This window comes from Nostoc sp., from assembly GCF_036917675.1.
In the GTDB taxonomy this organism is placed as follows: Bacteria; Cyanobacteriota; Cyanobacteriia; order Cyanobacteriales; family Nostocaceae; genus Nostoc.
On record NZ_JBALCT010000005.1, the window covers coordinates 1 to 19,187 of the forward strand.

The 19,187-nt window shown below is 40.2% G+C and carries 16 protein-coding genes and 1 pseudogene; 9 read left to right on the top strand and 8 right to left on the bottom strand.

What is annotated here, in order from left to right:
• Nucleotides 1-58: 58 nt before the first annotated feature.
• Nucleotides 59-499, bottom strand: a complete 441-nt coding sequence (locus V7K31_RS01895; protein WP_335092247.1) for a hypothetical protein — start codon at nt 497-499, stop codon at nt 59-61.
• A gap of 230 nt (nt 500-729) precedes the next feature.
• On the opposite strand from V7K31_RS01895, the gene V7K31_RS01900 reads away from it, so the two are divergent.
• The 7 genes from V7K31_RS01900 (at nt 730) to V7K31_RS01930 (ending at nt 8,391) form a co-directional block, all read left to right on the top strand.
• A complete protein-coding gene (locus tag V7K31_RS01900; protein WP_335092360.1) occupies nt 730-1,680 on the top strand; it encodes an ABC transporter ATP-binding protein in 951 nt (316 codons plus the stop codon).
• 44 nt (nt 1,681-1,724) lie between these two features.
• Nucleotides 1,725-3,338 carry an ABC transporter permease subunit gene (locus V7K31_RS01905; RefSeq protein ID WP_335092249.1) on the top strand — a complete coding sequence of 538 codons (1,614 nt, stop codon included), beginning with the start codon at nt 1,725-1,727 and terminating at the stop codon, nt 3,336-3,338.
• Nucleotides 3,339-3,639: 301 nt separating this feature from the next.
• Nucleotides 3,640-4,122 carry a pentapeptide repeat-containing protein gene (locus V7K31_RS01910; RefSeq protein ID WP_335092251.1) on the top strand — a complete coding sequence of 161 codons (483 nt, stop codon included), beginning with the start codon at nt 3,640-3,642 and terminating at the stop codon, nt 4,120-4,122.
• A gap of 65 nt (nt 4,123-4,187) precedes the next feature.
• The gene (gene purT / locus V7K31_RS01915) at nt 4,188-5,351 is read left to right on the top strand and encodes a formate-dependent phosphoribosylglycinamide formyltransferase (protein WP_335092253.1); all 1,164 of its coding nucleotides are present in this window, start codon (nt 4,188-4,190) and stop codon (nt 5,349-5,351) included.
• 270 nt (nt 5,352-5,621) lie between these two features.
• Nucleotides 5,622-6,113 (top strand): hypothetical protein, encoded by a 492-nt coding sequence (locus tag V7K31_RS01920; protein WP_335092254.1) that lies wholly within the window; start codon nt 5,622-5,624, stop codon nt 6,111-6,113.
• Nucleotides 6,106-6,507 carry a hypothetical protein gene (locus V7K31_RS01925; protein ID WP_335092256.1) on the top strand — a complete coding sequence of 134 codons (402 nt, stop codon included), beginning with the start codon at nt 6,106-6,108 and terminating at the stop codon, nt 6,505-6,507. The genes V7K31_RS01920 and V7K31_RS01925 overlap by 8 nt, the downstream gene beginning before the upstream one ends.
• 90 nt (nt 6,508-6,597) lie before the next feature.
• Complete coding sequence (locus tag V7K31_RS01930) at nt 6,598-8,391, top strand: ATP-binding protein (protein WP_335092258.1); 1,794 nt, start codon at nt 6,598-6,600, stop codon at nt 8,389-8,391.
• A 212-nt stretch (nt 8,392-8,603) separates the two neighbouring features.
• Here V7K31_RS01930 and V7K31_RS01935 read toward each other — a convergent pair whose 3' ends face one another.
• The 5 genes from V7K31_RS01935 to V7K31_RS01955 form a co-directional block, all read right to left on the bottom strand.
• Complete coding sequence (locus V7K31_RS01935; protein ID WP_335092259.1) at nt 8,604-9,941, bottom strand: serine hydrolase; 1,338 nt, start codon at nt 9,939-9,941, stop codon at nt 8,604-8,606.
• Between the two features lie 127 nt (nt 9,942-10,068).
• Nucleotides 10,069-11,562, bottom strand: coding sequence for a carotenoid isomerase (gene crtH / locus V7K31_RS01940; protein ID WP_335092260.1), 1,494 nt, complete (start codon nt 11,560-11,562; stop codon nt 10,069-10,071).
• 666 nt (nt 11,563-12,228) lie between these two features.
• Complete coding sequence (locus V7K31_RS01945; protein ID WP_335092262.1) at nt 12,229-12,957, bottom strand: hypothetical protein; 729 nt, start codon at nt 12,955-12,957, stop codon at nt 12,229-12,231.
• A gap of 8 nt (nt 12,958-12,965) precedes the next feature.
• Nucleotides 12,966-14,279, bottom strand: coding sequence for a cytochrome P450 (locus V7K31_RS01950; protein ID WP_335092264.1), 1,314 nt, complete (start codon nt 14,277-14,279; stop codon nt 12,966-12,968).
• A gap of 61 nt (nt 14,280-14,340) precedes the next feature.
• Nucleotides 14,341-15,123, bottom strand: coding sequence for an ABC transporter permease (locus tag V7K31_RS01955; RefSeq protein WP_335092265.1), 783 nt, complete (start codon nt 15,121-15,123; stop codon nt 14,341-14,343).
• 149 nt (nt 15,124-15,272) lie between these two features.
• On the opposite strand from V7K31_RS01955, the gene V7K31_RS01960 reads away from it, so the two are divergent.
• Together V7K31_RS01960 and V7K31_RS31745 are read left to right on the top strand one after the other, a co-directional pair.
• The gene (locus V7K31_RS01960; protein WP_335092267.1) at nt 15,273-15,878 is read left to right on the top strand and encodes a DedA family protein; all 606 of its coding nucleotides are present in this window, start codon (nt 15,273-15,275) and stop codon (nt 15,876-15,878) included.
• A gap of 101 nt (nt 15,879-15,979) precedes the next feature.
• A pseudogene (locus tag V7K31_RS31745) lies at nt 15,980-16,192 on the top strand (exopolysaccharide biosynthesis protein); the annotation flags it as partial.
• A 37-nt stretch (nt 16,193-16,229) separates the two neighbouring features.
• Here V7K31_RS31745 and V7K31_RS01970 read toward each other — a convergent pair.
• Both V7K31_RS01970 and V7K31_RS01975 read right to left on the bottom strand, forming a co-directional pair.
• Nucleotides 16,230-17,264: a pentapeptide repeat-containing protein gene (locus tag V7K31_RS01970; RefSeq protein ID WP_335092268.1), complete on the bottom strand. Its 1,035-nt coding sequence runs from the start codon at nt 17,262-17,264 to the stop codon at nt 16,230-16,232.
• 336 nt (nt 17,265-17,600) lie between these two features.
• Nucleotides 17,601-18,482 carry a pentapeptide repeat-containing protein gene (locus V7K31_RS01975; RefSeq protein WP_335092269.1) on the bottom strand — a complete coding sequence of 294 codons (882 nt, stop codon included), beginning with the start codon at nt 18,480-18,482 and terminating at the stop codon, nt 17,601-17,603.
• Nucleotides 18,483-19,187 lie beyond the last annotated feature (705 nt).

The following is a 19,187-nucleotide window of genomic DNA, read 5'->3' on the forward strand; positions in this document are numbered from 1 at the left end:
TGGATGGTAAGGTTAGCCATTATTGCCCATTCGTAAGAACGCCTTAATCATAGTAGCGTTACTGGCGAAAGCACCAAATATACTTCTGGGGATTCTGAATAGCTTGCGAGCCTACTTGAATTCCTACCTCAGTTCCTAATTGATTAGCCACTTCAGATACACTAACTCCAGCCGCAGCAGCTAAAACTAGTAGTCGTGCAGATTCGCTGTAGGTGTCAATTTCATGTATGGCGAAAAGAGTAGATGCCAGCTTTACTTGGGCATAGAGTGTACTAACAATTTCAAACGGTATCCCAGCTACCCCAACAACCCCACTAGCAATTCCGTTGCCCACAGACCAAAGTGTTGACTCATATATAGCATGATTTACCATTTGCTCTTTATCACCGCCCCAGCTTGAATCGTTCAGAAACGTTTGCCCCCACTCTCTACCTTCTTCGATCGCACTAACAATATTTTGCCAGATAAAAGGCATATTCATAATCGATTCAAAATCCATACAATTTTTACCTGATTAACTGAGAAGACCTAGAGATTTCTAGTTTTAGTATTAGCCGTAGTAAAACTTCATAATTGGTATTGTTTAAAACTTCATTGAAATAGTGGTAAATAATGCCCATTACACAAAGCAACTTTATATAAACTCAGTTTCAATTTCTGAAACCAGCCTGACAAAAGCTTTAGAAAAGGTTAGGTTAAGTGTTAATCACAAGCCGCACCCCAGCAGCAATGGTAAAAGAATTAGCAATTTGCACTCGTGGATTAACTAAGCAATTTGACCGGCACGTTGCTGTCAATGATGTGGATTTAGAGATTCAGGCAGGGGAAGTATATGGATTGATTGGGCCGAATGGCGCGGGTAAAACAACTCTCATCCGAATGTTGGCAACAGCTGAGGAACCAACTACAGGTGAGATTTATATTAATGGCGATCGCCTACTCCGTGACAAGAGTAACCCCAAACTTAAGCGTTGTCTAGGCTACTTACCCGATGACTACCCGCTATATGAGGATCTGACAGTCTGGGACTACCTAGATTATTTTGCGCGTCTGTATCGCTTGCGAGAACCACGCCGCACTCAACGCTTACATGAAGTTTTAGAACTAATCCAACTTGGTAATAAACGCCACAGCCAGATTTCTACTCTGTCGCGGGGGATGAAACAGCGCTTAAGTTTAGCGCGAACCATTATCCACGAACCGATTTTACTACTACTAGATGAGCCTGTTTCTGGGCTTGACCCCATCGCCAGAATGCACTTCCGCGAAATCATCAAGGCTTTGCGAGAAGCTGGGATGACTGTAATCATATCCTCCCATGTTCTCAGTGATTTAGCGGAACTCTGTACTTCTGTGGGAATTATGGAACTTGGCTTCTTGGTAGAAAGTACTTCCCTACAGCAACTTTACCAACGTCTTGCCCATCAGCAAATTGTGTTATCAACTCTGGGGAACTTAGAGGCACTTTTGAGCGAACTCAAACATCATCATTTAGTAGAAGAGTGGGAGGTAATACCAGGAAAAAACAGCGTGCGGGTGAATTTTTCGGGCAAAGATGAAGATAGTGCTGAGTTATTGCGATCGCTGATCAAAGCAGGGATTCCCCTAAAAGATTTTCACTGCACGCAAGAAGACTTAGAAAGTATTTTCCTAAAATTAGGTCACAAACAAGCATCTTGATACGTCAATAAATATCACTCCCAATTTTTGGAGAATTTTTTCTTATGATGCTCAATTTAGTAGACAAAATCGGCGATTGGAATCCGCAACTATTCCGGGAACTCAAAGGACGCCTGAAGTTTTTTAATGTGGCGATCGCAATTGCAAGTTCCTTAGTATTGCAACTGGTACTTTTTTCATATAAGTTACCGCAATTTCCCGATGATACGTGGTGGCCAGAGCATTGGGAACATATCTTCCTGACGCTGAGTGTAATTTTTGTATTTACACTATTAGTTGCAGGAACTTATTTGCTAATCAACGATTTAGCCAAAGAAGAAACTCGCGGTACGCTGAATTTCATCCGTCTCAGTCCCCAATCAGAAACAAGTATATTGGCTGGGAAGTTGCTAGGAGTTCCGAGTTTAATTTATGTGAGCATCTTACTAGCAGTTCCTTTACATTTGTGGGCTGGGCTTTCTGCCAAATTTGCCTTTATTTACATTTTGAGTTACTACGCAATTCTTGCTGCTAGCTGTATTTTTTTCTACAGTGCTGCATTACTATTGGGCTTATTTAGTCGTTCGTTTAACGGTTTTGAGGCTTGGTTGGGTAGTGGTATAGTTTTGCTTTTTTTATTCATAACGATGGTGATGGCATCGTCCGATAGCAACACTTTAAATAATTCAACTGCTTGGTTTAGACTATTTAATCCTTGGGATGTAACAAATTATCTATTTCCTAATTTGTTCCATCTATCCGATGGTTCTCCCCTAAAAAACTTGCAGTTTTTCTATTTACCATTAGGAACAAGTGTTGTGAGTGTTGTTGGTTTTCACTTGCTGAACTTTGGATTGTGCAGTTACGGTATTTTGCAAGTTCTTAAACGTTGCTTTCGTAATCCTAAAGCCTCAATAATCAGCAAGGAACAAAGTTATTTCCTAGTAGCATTTTGCCAATTGATGATGTGGGGTTTTACCGTACAAATTGGTCTAAATAATGAAAGATGGGATGAACAGGTTGAGGGAAATATCGTTTTGCTGGCAGTGTACAACTTGGTGTTGATTTTAAGTTTAATTGTGGTTCTTTCCCCTCACCGTCAAGATGTACAAGATTGGGCAAGATACCGACATCAGGGAGTTTCTAGCCGCAAAAATTTATGGCAGGATCTAATTTCGGCTGAAAAAAGCCCTGCACTCGTGGCGCTCGCTATTAATCTGACAATTGTTACTATCCCCTGGCTAGTTTGGGTTTCACTTACATCTGTTTTTGATCAAAACAATGGTCATACTTGGCACAGTAACGATATTGACAGGTTTAAATTACTTTTAGCACTGGCTTTATCTATCAGCTTAATAATGATTTACGCTACCATCGCCCAATTGATACTTTTGCTAAAAACTCCTAAACGTTCTTTCTGGGCAATTGGGACTTTAGGTACAGCAATGTTTCTACCATCGCTGATTCTAGAATTTATGGGCATCTCCCCATCGGAATATCCTACTGTCTGGTTATTTTCAACTTTTCCTTGGACAGCTATAGAATACTCTGGGGTGACAACAATTTTTATGGCAGTTCTAGCTGAGTTGAGCGTTCTAGCGTTGTTAAACTTCCATCTGACAAGGCGCGTGAGATTAGCAGGCGAATCTGCTACGAAAGCATTATTGGCAGGACGTTAGGTAAGTAGTTATCTATACAATCTATACAGGTTAGAACCCCGATTTCTTTGAGAAGTCGGGGTTCTTGTTTTTCAAAAATGATTTAAGACTGCTATATTATCTATTATTTGCCTAAATTGACGGTTAAATTTTTAATCTTCAGTGCGTTTCAACGCACTTTAGCTATTAGCCCGCAATTTATTGCAGGGCGGGAAAGCAACGCCAAACTAAGGTTTTAGGGATGGGGGGTTTAACAAGAGAGTGAATTCGCCAACAGTCTCATTCTATTCGCCTAATACTTTTCAAACATCCTCTAATAATTATGCTAAATCTTTCTACTCAAGACTTACGCTATACAGCCATCCAGTTTTTAGAACAAAGTCCCACACCGCGTCTACAAATTCTTAAGCAACTGGGCATAGCTCGTTATGATTTTTTAACCAAAATGCGACTAAATGAAGCAAATATCATTTGTATGATGCGGTTTTTTAAATATCCAAGTCAGCTAAAATTTCCTAATCTTATAGGAGCAGATTTATCTTGTTTAATTTTAGATGGTATAAACCTCATCCGAGGAAACTTATCAGAAGCAAATCTACAAGGTAGTAGTTTAGTTGATGCAGACCTCTTATTTGTAAATTTTACGAAAGCCGACTTGAGAAATGCAGATTTAAGAGGTGCAACTCTTAACGAGACTATTTGGTTAGAGACTCTAGTAGATAAATGTCAGCTTGGCGTAGGTACTGGTTTAAATGAACTGCAACGTCAAGATTTACAACTACGTGGGGCTAGATTTAATTCTTGAGAAGATGGTAATTAAAACACAAAAAATTATAAGATTATTGAATTGAAATTGTCCTGGATAAGTTAATGAATATTAAGTTACCCCAAAAATTGATGTTGCTGGGTTCAGGAGAACTAGGCAAAGAATTTGCGATCGCAGCTCAACGTCTTGGTAATTATGTGATTGCTGTTGACCGCTACGCCAATGCTCCGGCGATGCAAGTTGCTGATGCTTATGAAGTCATTTCTATGCTCAGTGCTGATGATTTAGAAGCTGTAGTGAAAAAACATCAGCCAAATATTATTATACCAGAAATTGAAGCAATCAGAACAGAAAAACTGATCGAATTTGAACAGCGAGGGATTACAGTTATACCGACTGCGGCTGCTACTAACTATACAATGAACCGCGACAGAATTCGGGAACTAGCGCATCAAGAATTGGGCATCAGAACGGCTAAATATGGTTATGCAACTACTCTAGAAGAATTAATTACAGTTTCTGATCAAATTGGGTTTAGTAATGTTGTTAAACCTGTGATGTCATCCTCTGGTAAAGGTCAGTCTGTAGTGCAGAATAAGAGTGAGGTTGAGAAAGCTTGGAATTATGCGATCGCTAATTCTAGAGGAGACAGTCAAAAGGTGATCGTAGAAGAATTTATTAACTTTGAAATTGAGATAACTTTACTGACAATAAAACAGTGGAATGCACCGACAATTTTTTGTTCTCCTATTGGTCATCGTCAAGAACGAGGCGATTATCAAGAATCGTGGCAACCCGCACTAATTTCGGAAGATAAGATATTAAGAGCAAGAGAAATAGCCATAAAAGTTACTGATGCTTTAGGAGGAGCCGGAATTTTTGGTGTTGAGTTTTTCATTACCAAAGATGAAGTGATTTTTTCCGAACTTTCTCCCAGACCTCACGATACGGGAATGGTGACATTAATCTCACAAAATCTCAATGAATTTGAACTACATTTAAGAGCAATTTTAGGCTTGCCAATTCCTCATATAGAACAGCTAGGAGCATCAGCTAGTGCGGTAATTTTAGCATCAGAAAAATCTGATTCTATCGGTTTTACAGGTGTAGCCGATGCTTTGTCAGAAAAAGATGTAGATATTAGATTATTTGGTAAACCTAATGCTCATCCATATCGGCGAATGGGCGTAGCTTTGGCGAAGGGTGTTAATGTCCAAGAGGCGAGAGAAAAAGCTAGTAGAGCCGCAAGTAAAATCACAATTATCTAATCTAATACTAAATCTAAAAATCTTTGTAACACATCAACTAATCGTAGGATAGCCATTTTATGGTCAAAGTCACACTTAATTTAGCATTCCCGTGAAATATTTTGATTACACACACCCCTTAGTTCATTAGCGGACACTACTTAGGCGCTTATAATCGATCTAAGGATGTAATCGACACTTGGCGATTACACCAAAAACCAAACAAATTAAACAAATATCGAGTTAGTTCATTTACGCCGTAACCGATAATGGCTACAGCAAGGAGATTAAATGACTGAAGATGTTTTTCAAGCAGTGCAATATCTGCAAAAACTTTCTTGTAAGTATTTTTACTCAAGTCCTTACTGGACTGAGCGGACTGATAGAGCGATAAGTAGTATTCTTAGTAATCCAAGTAAGTCTGGCAACCCGCATCACTTAGTCAGGAATACGTTAAGTGATGCCAGGAAAATACTTAACCGTCGCAATGAAATATGCTCTTTTACACAAATAAAGACGTGCAATGATGATTCTGGACACGACATTGAAACAATCGCGGATTTTCGTTTTGAGGATTTAGAAACAGTTTTTCAATTTAAAGATTGGTTAGAACGAGCTTGTTTAAGTGATAAAGACAAAATAATACTCAATTTACTTCTACATGGAAGTGAAGCCCAACAAGTTGCGGAGAAATTGGGTATTACAATTCAGCAAGCTCGCGTTCAAATTAGTCGTACCCGGAAGCGTGCTAAAGCTCGTTGGGAGGCTGATATCAATGTTTGAGCATCCTCAAAGACGTTTATATCGCCTTTCTCCCTGGCTAGTAAGAGCCCTTATTCCTGTAGATTACATAGGCACTTATAGTCTATACAGATTTAGGGAAAAAGAACCAATTTATGTAGGTCGTTCAGATACTTGTTTGCGTAATCGCCTTTTAAGACATGCACATACCAAAAAAGCAGATTATTTCGATTATGACATCCAATGGACACTAGAAAAGTGTTTCATCGCTGAATGTTCTGCCTACCATGCACTCTTAGATAAAATTGATAACTTAATTCATCCATCACCGCCGAAGGGATTACAGATTAAGTGTCCTTTTTGCCGTTCTACTTTTGACCAAGTTAGAAATAATCGACTTACTATTTCAAAAAAGGTAAATTTTAGAAGTAGTTGAAATAATTACTTGCTTCACTCACCTTTTAAGAATAGATGCACTTTTTGAATATAAACAGCGCAACCTTAAACAATAAATAAGTAGAGAATTATGATTGAGATTGAAGAAAAAACTTCTGCTCCTAGCTCTGAGTTAATTGAGGTCGATAAAACCCTTGAGAGTATGCGTGATTCTGGCTTTGACCTTGCGACTGCGAGTGGCGAAGTAGTAGATAATTCTTATGAAGCGAACGCAACAGTTGTTCGGATTCATGCTGTCGAAAAAAATGCTTCTGCTCAAAGTAAGGGGAAATCTAAAGCCAAACAATCTAGAACTATTGAATCTATTGTATTTGCTGATAATGGCAACGGCATTGCTTATGAAGTTTTACCCAGTGCGCTTAAGCTAGGATTTTCTACTCGGTATAACCAACGCAACGGTTTAGGACGTTTTGGCGTAGGTATGAAACTAGCTGCTATCAGCCAAGCTAGACGCATCGACATTTATACTAAACCTCTTGGTGATGAAGTTTACTACCATGCATACCTTGATTTAGATGAAGTTTCTAAAGGTTCACAAACTCTTATCAAAGCCGAAGTTGTAGATGGCTTCCCATCAGAGTACTCGAATTTAATGCAATATCCTCAAGATAGTAATCATCCTAAAGAAGGTGAGCCATTTGAGTCGGGAACGCTGGTAGTTTGGTCTAAGGTAGATCGTCTTATTGATGGTGGCAACTATGGTTCTGGTATTCAGGAACGCTTGACCGAGCTTACCAAGTTTCTTGCTCGTGCTTATCGCATCTTTATTAATGATGGTTTTTACATTGAATTAAACGGTAAGCATATAGCTCTGTATGACCCATTATTTTTGCTCGAAAATCCTAAAGTTATAGAAAACTTTGGAGAAGACCTTCGAGCAGATATTATCGATGAGAAGAATATCGAAATTGACGGCAAGCAAGTACATGTCAAAGTTACGCTCTCTCCAAAAGAGTTTCGACAATTAAAGGGTCTGGGTGGCAGAGAGAAAAATCCTGTAACAAAAGCAGAAGATTCACGCCTTAGAGGGCTGTACATCCCAGAAAATGAGGGCCGGATAAGTATTGTTAGAAATAATCGTGAAATCTACTACGATATTGTTCCAAAATTATTACCTTACGGAGTTCAAGACATAGACCGTTTTATTGGTATTGAGGTCAGTTTCCCTGCAACTTTGGATGAATACTTACAAGTACGTCACGTAAAGAGAGGAGCCGAGCCTGTTACTAAACTACGGGAGGAGTTAAAAAAATTTCTAGAACGACCAATAAACGTAGCACGTAAAGAGATTAGAAAAGTTTGGAAGGATACTGAAACAGCCGAACGCAATAAAGCTGGACAACATCAGTTTGCTGAAGAAGCTGTTCAAAGAGCCGAGAAAACGCTTCCTGCTGGTAAAGGGGGCTTGAAACTTGATACACAGGCACAAGAAAAAATTCTTGAAGATTTAATTTTAGATTTGGGGATAGACCCAAAACAGAACCCAGAGCAAGCTGAGGAGGTAAAACAAAGAGTTAAAGAGTTTCCTATTACTATTATCGATGGTGCTTGGCCAGGAAAAGAATTATTTGAAATCACTCACCTTAACGGAAAGGCTACTATTCGTATTAACCATCGCCACCCCTTTATTCAACAAGTTTACGACCCTTTGAAAGACCTAGCAAATCGTGACTCATCAACTGTCACTGCTGAAGAAGCAATTGAAATTGCTAAAAAAGCAGAGATAGGACTTGATATTCTCTTCATGGCTTATGCTAAAGCAGAAAATATGAGTTCAGACCCTGACAAGATGTACGGCGACTTGCGAAGCTATTGGGGACAACATGCTCAAGCTTATACTCGTGAAGCATTGAGCGATAAATAAATTATTTTTACCACCTTTACCTCCTTTTAGCGTCATTATCATTTTTGCTCAATTAGAACCATAGAAGCGGGATTGTGACTTAAAGAAAAAGTTTGCCATTCCGGCAAGCTTATACTTTAAATCACACAAAGCCCTGTAACAACGTTCTTATGTGGCCATTTTACGATTCACAATTTGGACATTTTTATGATCAAAGTCACAGATCGCGTCTGCTATCTCGTAGCACTGTTAGGCGAATTAACCGAGGCGACTGGATTCAGCTGATTCAGGTAATTGTAAACAAGCTGGGAAACTTGACGAATAAAGTCTCTTCCTCTCGTGTCCTTATACGGACGGGTGACGAAGATGGCGGCCAAGTAGCGCTTACCATTGGGCATAGTCACAAATCCAGCGTCGCCAATGAGAAAGCCGATATCTCCGGTTTTGTTGGCGATGACAGCACCTTTCCCCAAACCTGCGGGAAGCAGTGTGCGAATTGTGGTATGACGTAGAATATCTAAAACTTGCTCCCGACTTTGTAAAGAAACTAGCTTGTTATTCACAACTAAAGCCAGCACCCGCGCCATATCTTGAGAACTTGTGGTGTTGGTTCCTCTCAAGTCAGCCAAAAGATGCCGAATTACTGTGTCTTTCAGTCCCCAGTTACGGAAGCGCTGATTTAGTCGCGCAGCTCCACCTAAGCGATCGATAATCATGTTGGTGGCGGTATTGTCACTGATGGTTATCATCTTAGTGATGGTTTCCAAAGCTGTATACTTCTTACCAACTCGCTCATACTGCATAACTCCAGAACCATTGGTTACTAAGTCACCCCGCATAGTCAGGTTTTCTTGAAGGGTGACTTTACCAGCATCTAAATCTTGGAAAAAGGCGATGAGAATTGGCAGTTTAATTGTACTTGCAGCCGGGAAAACGCGATCGCCTCCAATATCCAAATAATCCCCAGTATCCAAATCCAGGAAAAACATTCCTGTTTTGAGAAAACTGTAGCGATTCATCAAGGCTTTAATTTGAGGCTCCAGCACTTTCATCGGTAAATGCATGGGAACCACGCCAGCAAAAAGAGTGCTATTATCACTCACTCTTGGAGAAATACTCGGAGTTATTTCTAGATATTTCGGCTGGGTTGCAGTCAGTGGTACTGGCTGGGGTAACTGCACAGACCAATGATTGGCGGATTCCTCTTGCAACTTTACCTGTGCTAGATCGAAGGTGTAACCGGGTGCTAAAGTAACTACCATGCGGGTAGTCTCTGCGTTAAACTGCTCGATGCGAATGTCTTTAATTACTGACCCCACTCTTTGACTAGTCTGTGGATATCCTAATGTAACTCCAGGTAAATTAATTACCAGACGAGTAGGGTTGGCAAGTAATTGTACTTTGGGTTGAACATTCTTGTTTGTGGTGAAATCCAGATGATTGCGATTGCTATCAAAATGCCAATTAGCGATCGCAGCAGCTTTGACAGTAGAGCCAAACAGGAACAAACTTAAGAAGCTGGGTAGAAGCAAGCTAAATTTTAAAATGTTTTCTTTGTGTGTGAGGATCATCAGTGAGCGCTTTGTGTGAGGAAAATTCTTGAGAAACAAAAACCGCTCACCATTAAAGCACAATTGATTGAAAAGTTTTATAAATTATGCGTAAGGCTATTCCTATGATCACCTTAATTGATGTACATTAAAATCCTAAATCTACGGCGATGCGGTGGGCGCAAGCAAATCCAGAAAAAGCGACTGCATTCAACCCTTGACCCGGAAAGGTACTATCCCCTACACAATAAAGTCCTGGAATAGCTGTGCGATTAAAGGGCATTTTTAATAACCCCCACAACTTGCGCCGGGGAATTGGCCCGTATGTGCCGTCTTCACGACCCAAAAAGCGGCGATGGGTGCGCGGTGTGCCTACCTCCAGATAATCCAATCCAGCATCTAAACCTGGAAAAATCTTCTCTAAGCGGTCAATAACTCGCCAAGCCGCCTCTTCTTTCTTCGCTTCGTACTCACTCACAGAAAGTTTTTGCCAATCATCAATCCAGTGAGGCGTGAAGGCATGAATGATGTGATATCCAGTTGGTGCTAAATCTGGGTCAAGCAATGTGGGAATCGAAACAAAAACTGTGCCTTCTGCTGCTGTCATCTTTTCCCAATTTTCCAGCAAAATATGGTGGCACTCTGTCCCCGCAGGTAAAACTGACTCCTTTACCCCTATATGCAAACTCAAGAAGCTGGGAGATTTTTGATAATTTTGTTGCCATTTTTTCTCATTATCTGGCATTCTTTCTACTGGTAATAATTGTGCAAATGTATCCCAGCGTGTAGCATTAGAAACTATGCGTTTACCCCGATATACTTGACCATTAGCCAGTTGCACACCTACCGCTTTTCCCTGTTCTGTGAGAATTTTTGTGACTCTAGCTTGGTACTGAATCTTACCTCCAGCCTTCTCTAGACCTTCCACCAGTTTTTGGGCAATTTGTCCTACTCCGCCTTTAGGATAGTTTACTCCGCCATAATGCCTGTCAGAAAAGACCATTCCAGCATTAATCATTGGTGTCATATCTGATGGAACCACTGACCAGCAATAACATTCCATATCGATAAATTTCAATAATTGCGGGTCTTTGATGTAGCGTCTGGCAAAATCCCCCGCATTTTGGGGCAGATACTTAACTAAACCGAGACACGCCAAAGGATGTTGGAAAAATACCCGCAGTAAATACCGAGGTTCTTCCAGCGAGAGCAAATCCATGCTGTTGAGACACTTAAATACTTTTTGGCATTCGTCATAAAAGCGACGAATCCCCTGTTCTTCATGGGGAAAATGAGCAGTAAGATTTTGCAAAAATTTTTCATAAACCCGGTCAACCTTCAGGTCTAAACCTTGGGGTAGATGATAGTGAATCTGCACCGGATCTGCGATCGCTTCTTGGCTAACATTTACAGCTGATAATGCACGGGTGAGTAAGTTAGTAGTACCTTTGTGTCCCAGCCCAAAAATCATTGATGCGCCAACATCGAATCGATAGCCTTGGCGTTCAAAATAACCAGCGCTACCACCTGGAATCAAATAACGTTCCAGTACCAGCACTTTCGCTCCCTTCGCAGCTAACTGGGTTGCTGTTACTAATCCGCCAATCCCAGATCCAATCACGATCGCATCAATATCTTGCATTTTTCTCTTTTGTCATTAGTCCTTTGTTTATTTTCCAATACCTAATCATAAAAAAGAGGGACGAGCCTGCTGCTGCTGGCTAATCCCGTCTGCCGATCCTTAAAAGAGAGGAGAACACTGTAGAAGAATATAGCCTTGATTGATAATTGATGTCAAGTACTAATGAAAAATTTTATCAATAAAGTTTTTCTCTCGTTCCTATGCAAAGCTAGGAATGGCTGATTAGGGGCTGCTGCCTCCAGTCAGACATTGAGCCAGAGTCTCAATGAATGCATTCCCATACGGAGTATGGGAACGAGGAAACGGTATACACACAAGTTCTAGTAAACTAAACTACTAATTACACGAAGATTTCCAACATCTGGCTAATGGTTGTTAAATAGCAATCACAAATCACCAATAATTACCACTATTACAGCAGATTTCAAGTTGGGTGTTGTACACAAGCTAAGTCTCAAAGGCAAGCATCAAGCCTGTTTTGCTTCTGAATTCTGACTCCTTAATTCTGAATTCTTGTAATACTTAATTATTGAGCATTATTTAGGAAATTTCTTGAATATCGATATATTATATCTGGAAGTGCAGAATGTCGGATTTATACAAAACTTAATCTATTTGTAGCACTCATTATCGCAAAGAAAAATGCATCTGGTTCCACATCACAACTCAGCCGAGGTGTGATTCAATGCTTTTTAGGGGTTGAATTTTTGATATTTCGATATCAATTGTGTCAGCAGCAATCAAATCTGCTGCTTCTTGTAAAAGCTCATTTTGTTCCTTTTGAATTGCTTCTAAACGATGAGAAATTTCTGCTAATCGTTGTTGCTTATTTTGTTGAAAATTTTCAGGTAGTAAAATAGGCAGGTTATCAGTTATTTTAGTAGCTGTCATTCGTTGAATAGCAAAACTGCCAACTTTAGTTAAGGAGAGAAAACTAACTTTAATCAAAGCCTGAAGTAATTGTATCGGAACTTGGAGTATTGACCAACTAGCTGTTTCAATCAAGCGGACAATTGCTTTGATGATGCTCCAAAGCAGAGCAAGTGCAAACAGCAGAATTACTACACTAATAATTGGGTGATTAGCCGCCCAACCTAGTATTTGAACTAACCTAAAAAATATTGGGTGTTGTGACAGCCAATCATTCACAGAAGAACTAATTGCTGTTTTTACTACTCCCGATGTTGTACTCTTAACTTGTTCAGCCGTTTGCCAACTTTGTTCTAAACCTGTCGTAACTCTATCAATTACTCTATCAGTTGTTGTATTCAAAGACTCCTCAACTTGTTGTGCTGAGTTACTTAGAGAGTTAACACTTCCGCCCAGAAAATCTTTCACATTTTGCAAGCGTTCTAAAATTCCGTTAGGCAAATGTATGTCTATTTGGGATTCCATAAAACATTTTACAGAGGTTGAAATCGAACCCGCAACCCATCTTTGGGGCGATTAGTAGGAAAGAACACTGTTTCTAAACTTTGATTGGGTAATATCTCCCAATGATAACTGCGTAGAAGGTGGGCAGCAATAATCTTCATTTCCATTTTGGCAAAGGCTATACCAATACAGATTCGTGGTCCACCACCGAAACCAACTAAACTAAAAGGATACTTTTTATGTTCTTGGCGTTGGGGACTGAAACGATCTGGATCAAAACGCTCTGGTTCAAGGTAGATTTCCTTTAGGCTATGAGTTATCACAATTGAATAAAGCAACTGCCAACCAGCAGGAACGTGATAACCTTTAAACTCAAAGTCTTTAATCACACCACGAAACCCACCTCCGGCAGGTTGATGCAATCTTTCAACTTCCCATAGAACCTGCTCTAAATAGGGCATTTTCCCTAATTGTTCTAAATCCAAGTCACCTTTACTTGCAAGTTGTAATTGTTCTTCCCTAGCTTTTTTGAGTACTTCTGGATGACGGGCTAACTCTACACACAGCCAAGTCAGCATCGAAGTAGTCGTTTCATGTCCAGCAAAGAGTAACAGCACCGCTTGGGCAATGATTTCTTTTTCACTTAGGCTGTTACCATCTTCATCTTTAGCTTGTATTAACAAGCTGATGGTATCTTTAGTTGGGTTTTGCTGACGTTCTCTGACAACTTGAGTTAAATGCTCTAAAATCTGATTACGAGCGGCTATAGCTTTACCAAATGCAGTAAATGGTAAAGACAACGAGTTAATAGCAAACAGCCCATTCCCCAAGGTTGTAAACAACTGGCTGAGGCGCACACATTCAGGCCCAGGATGCGTACCCAACAACAATTGACTGGCAATATCAAATGTCAGTTGTTTAAATTCTTGGAACCAAGTAAACTCCTGTTTTTTCTGCCACTTTTGGAGATAGCCGCGCGTAATATCTTCCATTGTGACGGCATAATTCACTAATGCTGGACCATGCAACGCCGGCATCATCAAGCGGCGGTTTCTGCGGTGTTCCTCTCCATCTTGGAGAAAAAGTGATTCACCGAGTAATATCTTGAAATTATTAGGCCATCCCTCGCGCCAAGAAAAATTATCCATATGGCTTGACAAAACGAACTCTAATGCCTCCGGCCCTACCATTACTACAGTCGGTCTGCCAAAAAGATGAGTTTTGAAGATGGTCCCATACTGGCGATAGCGCTTTTTACCAAAATTGCTATCGAAGAAAAAGGAGAGTGTTTCACCTAATATAGGTATACCAAAGCTTCCAGGAGGAATTTGATTACTTTTCATATGTTAACTTTATGTTGCTCCAACAACTCTGGGCAAGGCGCTGCCTTGTCTACGCTCCTCTCTAACTCGAAGCACTAGTATAAAACCGCAACGCAAATCGCCAAAACCAAGTAGAAGCGAAAAACAGCGCTACTGCTAATATTGCCGCACCTATCAACCAGCTAATTTCACTCCGACCCAACAGCGCTTGGGCTGGTATAGTAGTTAAAAAAGCTACTGGTATCACAAAAGTGAAGAAAAAGCGATAAGCAGTGGGATATGCAGCGATGGGATATCGTCCAGCTTCCAACAAACCACGCAACACTTCGGTAACGTTGTGTATTTTTACGAACCAAATACTCGTCGCTCCTAGCATAAACCACAGGCTGTACAAAATCACCAAGCTGAAGAATAACGGCAGTACACCAAGTAGATAGTCGTCTATCCCTACACCGAGGCGTTTACCTGCATAGCCAATAATAATACTACCAAAAACTAGATCCGGCAGTCCCCAAGGTGAAAGGGTATGAGTGGAAAGCCAAAACTGACTGCGGATAGGTTTTAATAATATAAAGTCCAAAGTGCCTTCTTGGACATGGCGGACAATACGATTCAAGTTCGATGCTAGAAAAGTAGCAGAAAAGCCTTGTAGTAAGGTAAAAATTCCTAGAACTACTAAAGCTGCTTCCCATGACCAGCCACTAAAAGTATAGCCAGTACGGTAGAACAAGAATAGTCCAAAGAGGCTGCCGACAAGGTTTCCCAAGCTGCTGAAGGTAGCTATGAAAAAATTAATCCGATACTCCAACTCTGCCGCGATCGCAGCACCCCAAAATAGTCTTAGTACTTTCAAATATCTTCGCATCTTGCACACATAACCCAAAATATGCCATCTGTAATTATATTTATCAAGATGACACAATAACTTTATGTAAATTTAATATTACTTTTTATTCAGGAAAATTGCTAAACGTTAAGATGTTGTGGATCTATTGTTGAAAAGTAAGAAATTCTATGCACCTGGATTTACCACAACTGATTAAATCACTCGGCTACTTTGGGGTATGGGCGATTGTCTTTGCTGAATCTGGCTTGTTAATTGGATTTTTCCTGCCTGGAGATAGTTTATTGTTCACTGCTGGATTTGTCGCATCTCAGAATTTACTGAACATTTGGGTTCTGATTTTTGGTGCTTTTATTTGTGCAGTCTTAGGTGACAATGTTGGTTATTTTACTGGGCATAAATTTGGCAGAAGACTATTTCAGAAGGAAGATTCATGGTTATTTCATAAAAAACATCTTGTGAAAACCCAAAATTTTTATCAACAGCATGGTAAAAAAACGGTTGTTTTAGCACGATTTTTACCGATTGTACGGACTTTCGCGCCGATTGTGGCTGGGATTGGTGCGATGCATTATCGCACATTTATGTCTTACAACTTAATCGGTGGCTTTCTTTGGACATTCGGCATCACCATGTTAGGGTTTTTCTTAGGAAAATCTCTGCCACCTGAACAGGTAGATAAGTATTTGTTACCGATTATTGGATTAATTATAGTTGTTTCTTTAGTGCCATCAATTATTCATCTAATACAAGAAAATAGAGCAAACAAAAGTTAAAATATTTTTCGGATTTTGTGTAAATATCAGGTATATTTATTTACTAAATTTTGCTAGATATTGGTGATATATGGCTAGACTGTCTAAGGAATTACAACGCTATTTTTTTATTAGCGATACAGCTAATTGCTAGTGCAAAAACTCCCTGGCTACCCAAGCGGATGATGAATCATCAGATATAACTGACAACAGTTCAGGGGTTTTTGAAGGCAGGGATTCATTGGTTAAAAAGAATTGAAGCGATCGCTTGTCCTCGCCTGAGCTATATGTGTACTACTTTATCAGGTAGAGTGATCATTGGTATAGCGATCGCCTGCTTTTAGCCTAACAACATATTGCACTCCCTGTTCTCTAGCATTGGTTTGGATTTTCTGAAGGCAAGCCCAGTCGTTTGCGAAATTCTGGATTATAACAGGCTTGATCCCAATTTTCGGCTGTTTTTAACTTTTCAAAAGTTAGGTGACGAGCGCTTTTCAGGTTGGCACTCTTGAGCTTGGCACCTTCAAAGTTAGTACCTTCAAGGTTGGCATTTTCCAGGTTAGTACCTTCCAGGTTAGTACCTTCCAAGTTGGCATTTTCGAGGTTGGCGTTGGAGAGTTTGGCACCTTCAAGGTTGGCATTTTGAAGGTTGGCGTTGGAGAGTTTGGCACCTTCAAAGTTAGCGTTGGAGAGCTTGGCACCTTCAAGGTTGGCACTCTTGAGGTTGGCACTCTTGAGGTCGGCACTGGAGAAGTCGGCATCTTTGAGATTGGCACTAGAGAGATTGGCACCTTCAAAGTTGACATCAAATAAGTCAGCATCTCCGATTTGGGTACTTTCTTTGAGGTCAACACGTTTGAGGTTGGCACCTTCGAGGTTGGCACCTTCAAAGTTGGCGTGTTCGAGGTCAGCATCTTCAAGGTTGGCACTGGAGAGATTGGCACTTTTAAGGTCGGCACTGGAGAAGTCGGCATCTTCAAGGTTGGCACTGGAGAGATTGGCAGTTTTAAGGTCGGCACTACTTAGGTCGGCAGTATTGAGGTTGACACGTTTGAGTTTGGCACGTTTGAGGTTGGCACGTTTGAGGTCGGCACCTTTGAGGTTGGCAGTGGAGAAATTAGCATCTTCAAGGTTGGCACCGGAGAGATTAGCATTTTCAAGGTTGGCACCTCCAATGTCGGCATCATTCAATGAAATATTATTTAGGGTGCTACCAGCCTTAACCAGTTTTTCCAGCGCTTCAATTCTTTCTGTACTGTCTTTTTGTCCTTGAAGAGCTTCGACAGTATCCAAAAGTTGTTTTATTTCTATCTTTTTGTATACAACAGTTCCCACAAATATTACTACAGCCGCGAGGAGAATAGAAGTAAAACCAATTGACCTAGAGCGATCATTTTTTATTTCCATAATACTTTGCTAAATAAACTCACAAATTCAACTCGATTACACTAGGGTTGCAGTTTTTTACTGCTGAAATACCTTGACTTGATTTAAGTAAGTGGGTGTGCATAATTAAAGATTTGTAGTAGGCGGCTTTAGCCCTTAAATAGGGGTGAAGCAGCTTACTACCAGCCTATTTAATTACTTTTAGATTGCGTAACATAGTTTGATTAATTTTGCCCACCTACTTAGTTGTTTTCCTAGAAGTAAATAGTTCGTTAATTCATTGGGATTATAAAGATATTCGTAATGCGATGAAAGCTTCCCTCTTCAAACACAACTTCAACTGCACAAGAAAATTGGTCAGCATTGGCCGTGATTTCTTGGAGGTAAGCCTAGTTGTTTGCGAAATTCTAGGCCGTAGCAAGCTCTTTCCCAATTTTTAGCTGCTTTGAGCTTTTGAAGAGTTAGGTTTTGGGCATCTTGAAGGTTGGCATCTTGAAGGTTAGCACCTTGAAGGTTAGCACCTTGAAGATTTGTACTTTTGAGGTCGGCATTTTCAAGGTTGGCATCTTGAAGGTTGGAATTTTCAAGGTTGCCACTCTTGATGTTGACACCTTGAAGGTTGACACCTTGAAGGTTGACACTCATGAGATTAGCACTCGTGAGATTAGTACCTTGAAGGTTAGCACCTTGAAGGTTAGCACCTTGAAGGTTAGCACTACTGAAGTTGGTACTGCTGAGGTTAGCACCTTGAAGGTGGGCATCTCTGAGATTGGCACTGGTTAGATTGGCATTGCTGAGGTTGGCACTGCTGAGGTTGGCATTGCCGAGGTTGGCACTGGTTAGGTCGGCACTGGTTAGGTTGGCATCTTTAAGGTCGGCACTGGTTATATCGGCACTCTTGAGGTCGGCATCTTTAAGAATGGCACGTTCCAGGTTGGTACGTTCGAGGTTGGCACTCTTGAGATCGACTTCTTTAAGGTCAGCATCTTCAAGGTTGACACTGGAGAAATCGACATCATTCAATGGAATCTTATGCAGGGTGTTATCAGTGTTAACCAGTTTTTGCAGCGCTTCAATTCTTGCTGTACTGTCTTTTTGTTCTTGAGCAACTTCGACACTATTCCAAAGTAGTTTTATTTGGATCTTTCTCCCTACAAAAACTACCACAAATATTACTAAAGCTACGAGGGGAATAAAAGCAAAACCAGTCGGCCTAAAGCGATTATTTTGTATGTCCATGATACTTTACTCAATAAACTCACAAACTCAACTCGATTGTGCTAGGGTTACTATTTTCTACTGCTGAAATGCCTTGGCTGCATTTAGTTGTTTTTCTAGAAGCAAATAATATAATTCGTTGAGTCATTGCCTGGTATTATAGAAAACCAAAAAATCCTGAATATGACTTACTCGCCTCGGTAATTTCATTAGTATCAGTTTTTGATTATCCCACAGACTGTTAATTGAGGCAACAGTTTTTTTATTCGTGCTGATTTTGATAAATAAAGCTCTGAAAAGCCCTCTGTCATACACGGCAGTTATCATGCTAAAACGAGATATTCAAAAGACATTAATAAAGCCTCTGAAATACGTGGTGGGGTGATGAAAAAAACTTAAAGAGAAGTAAAAAGCAGGTAATCCCACCTTATGCAAATGAATAAATATATTCACGCTCAGATTTGCACATTGGTTTGACAAATCTATGACAAATTCATGACGGAAATGTGACGAGATTGATTATGCTGCTTAAAAGTAACAACTTCTTGACTTGTTGTATATAGCATTTCGCAATACATCTCAAAACCTCACCCCCAACCCCTCTCCTTATTAAGGAGAGGGGAGATAAAGCTTATTTTTTATCGAGATGAGGTTAAGCTGTACCTCAGTTGCTTAGGAAACGCAATATAAAAAAATTAATAACATTCTGGTGTAATTCATATTTAT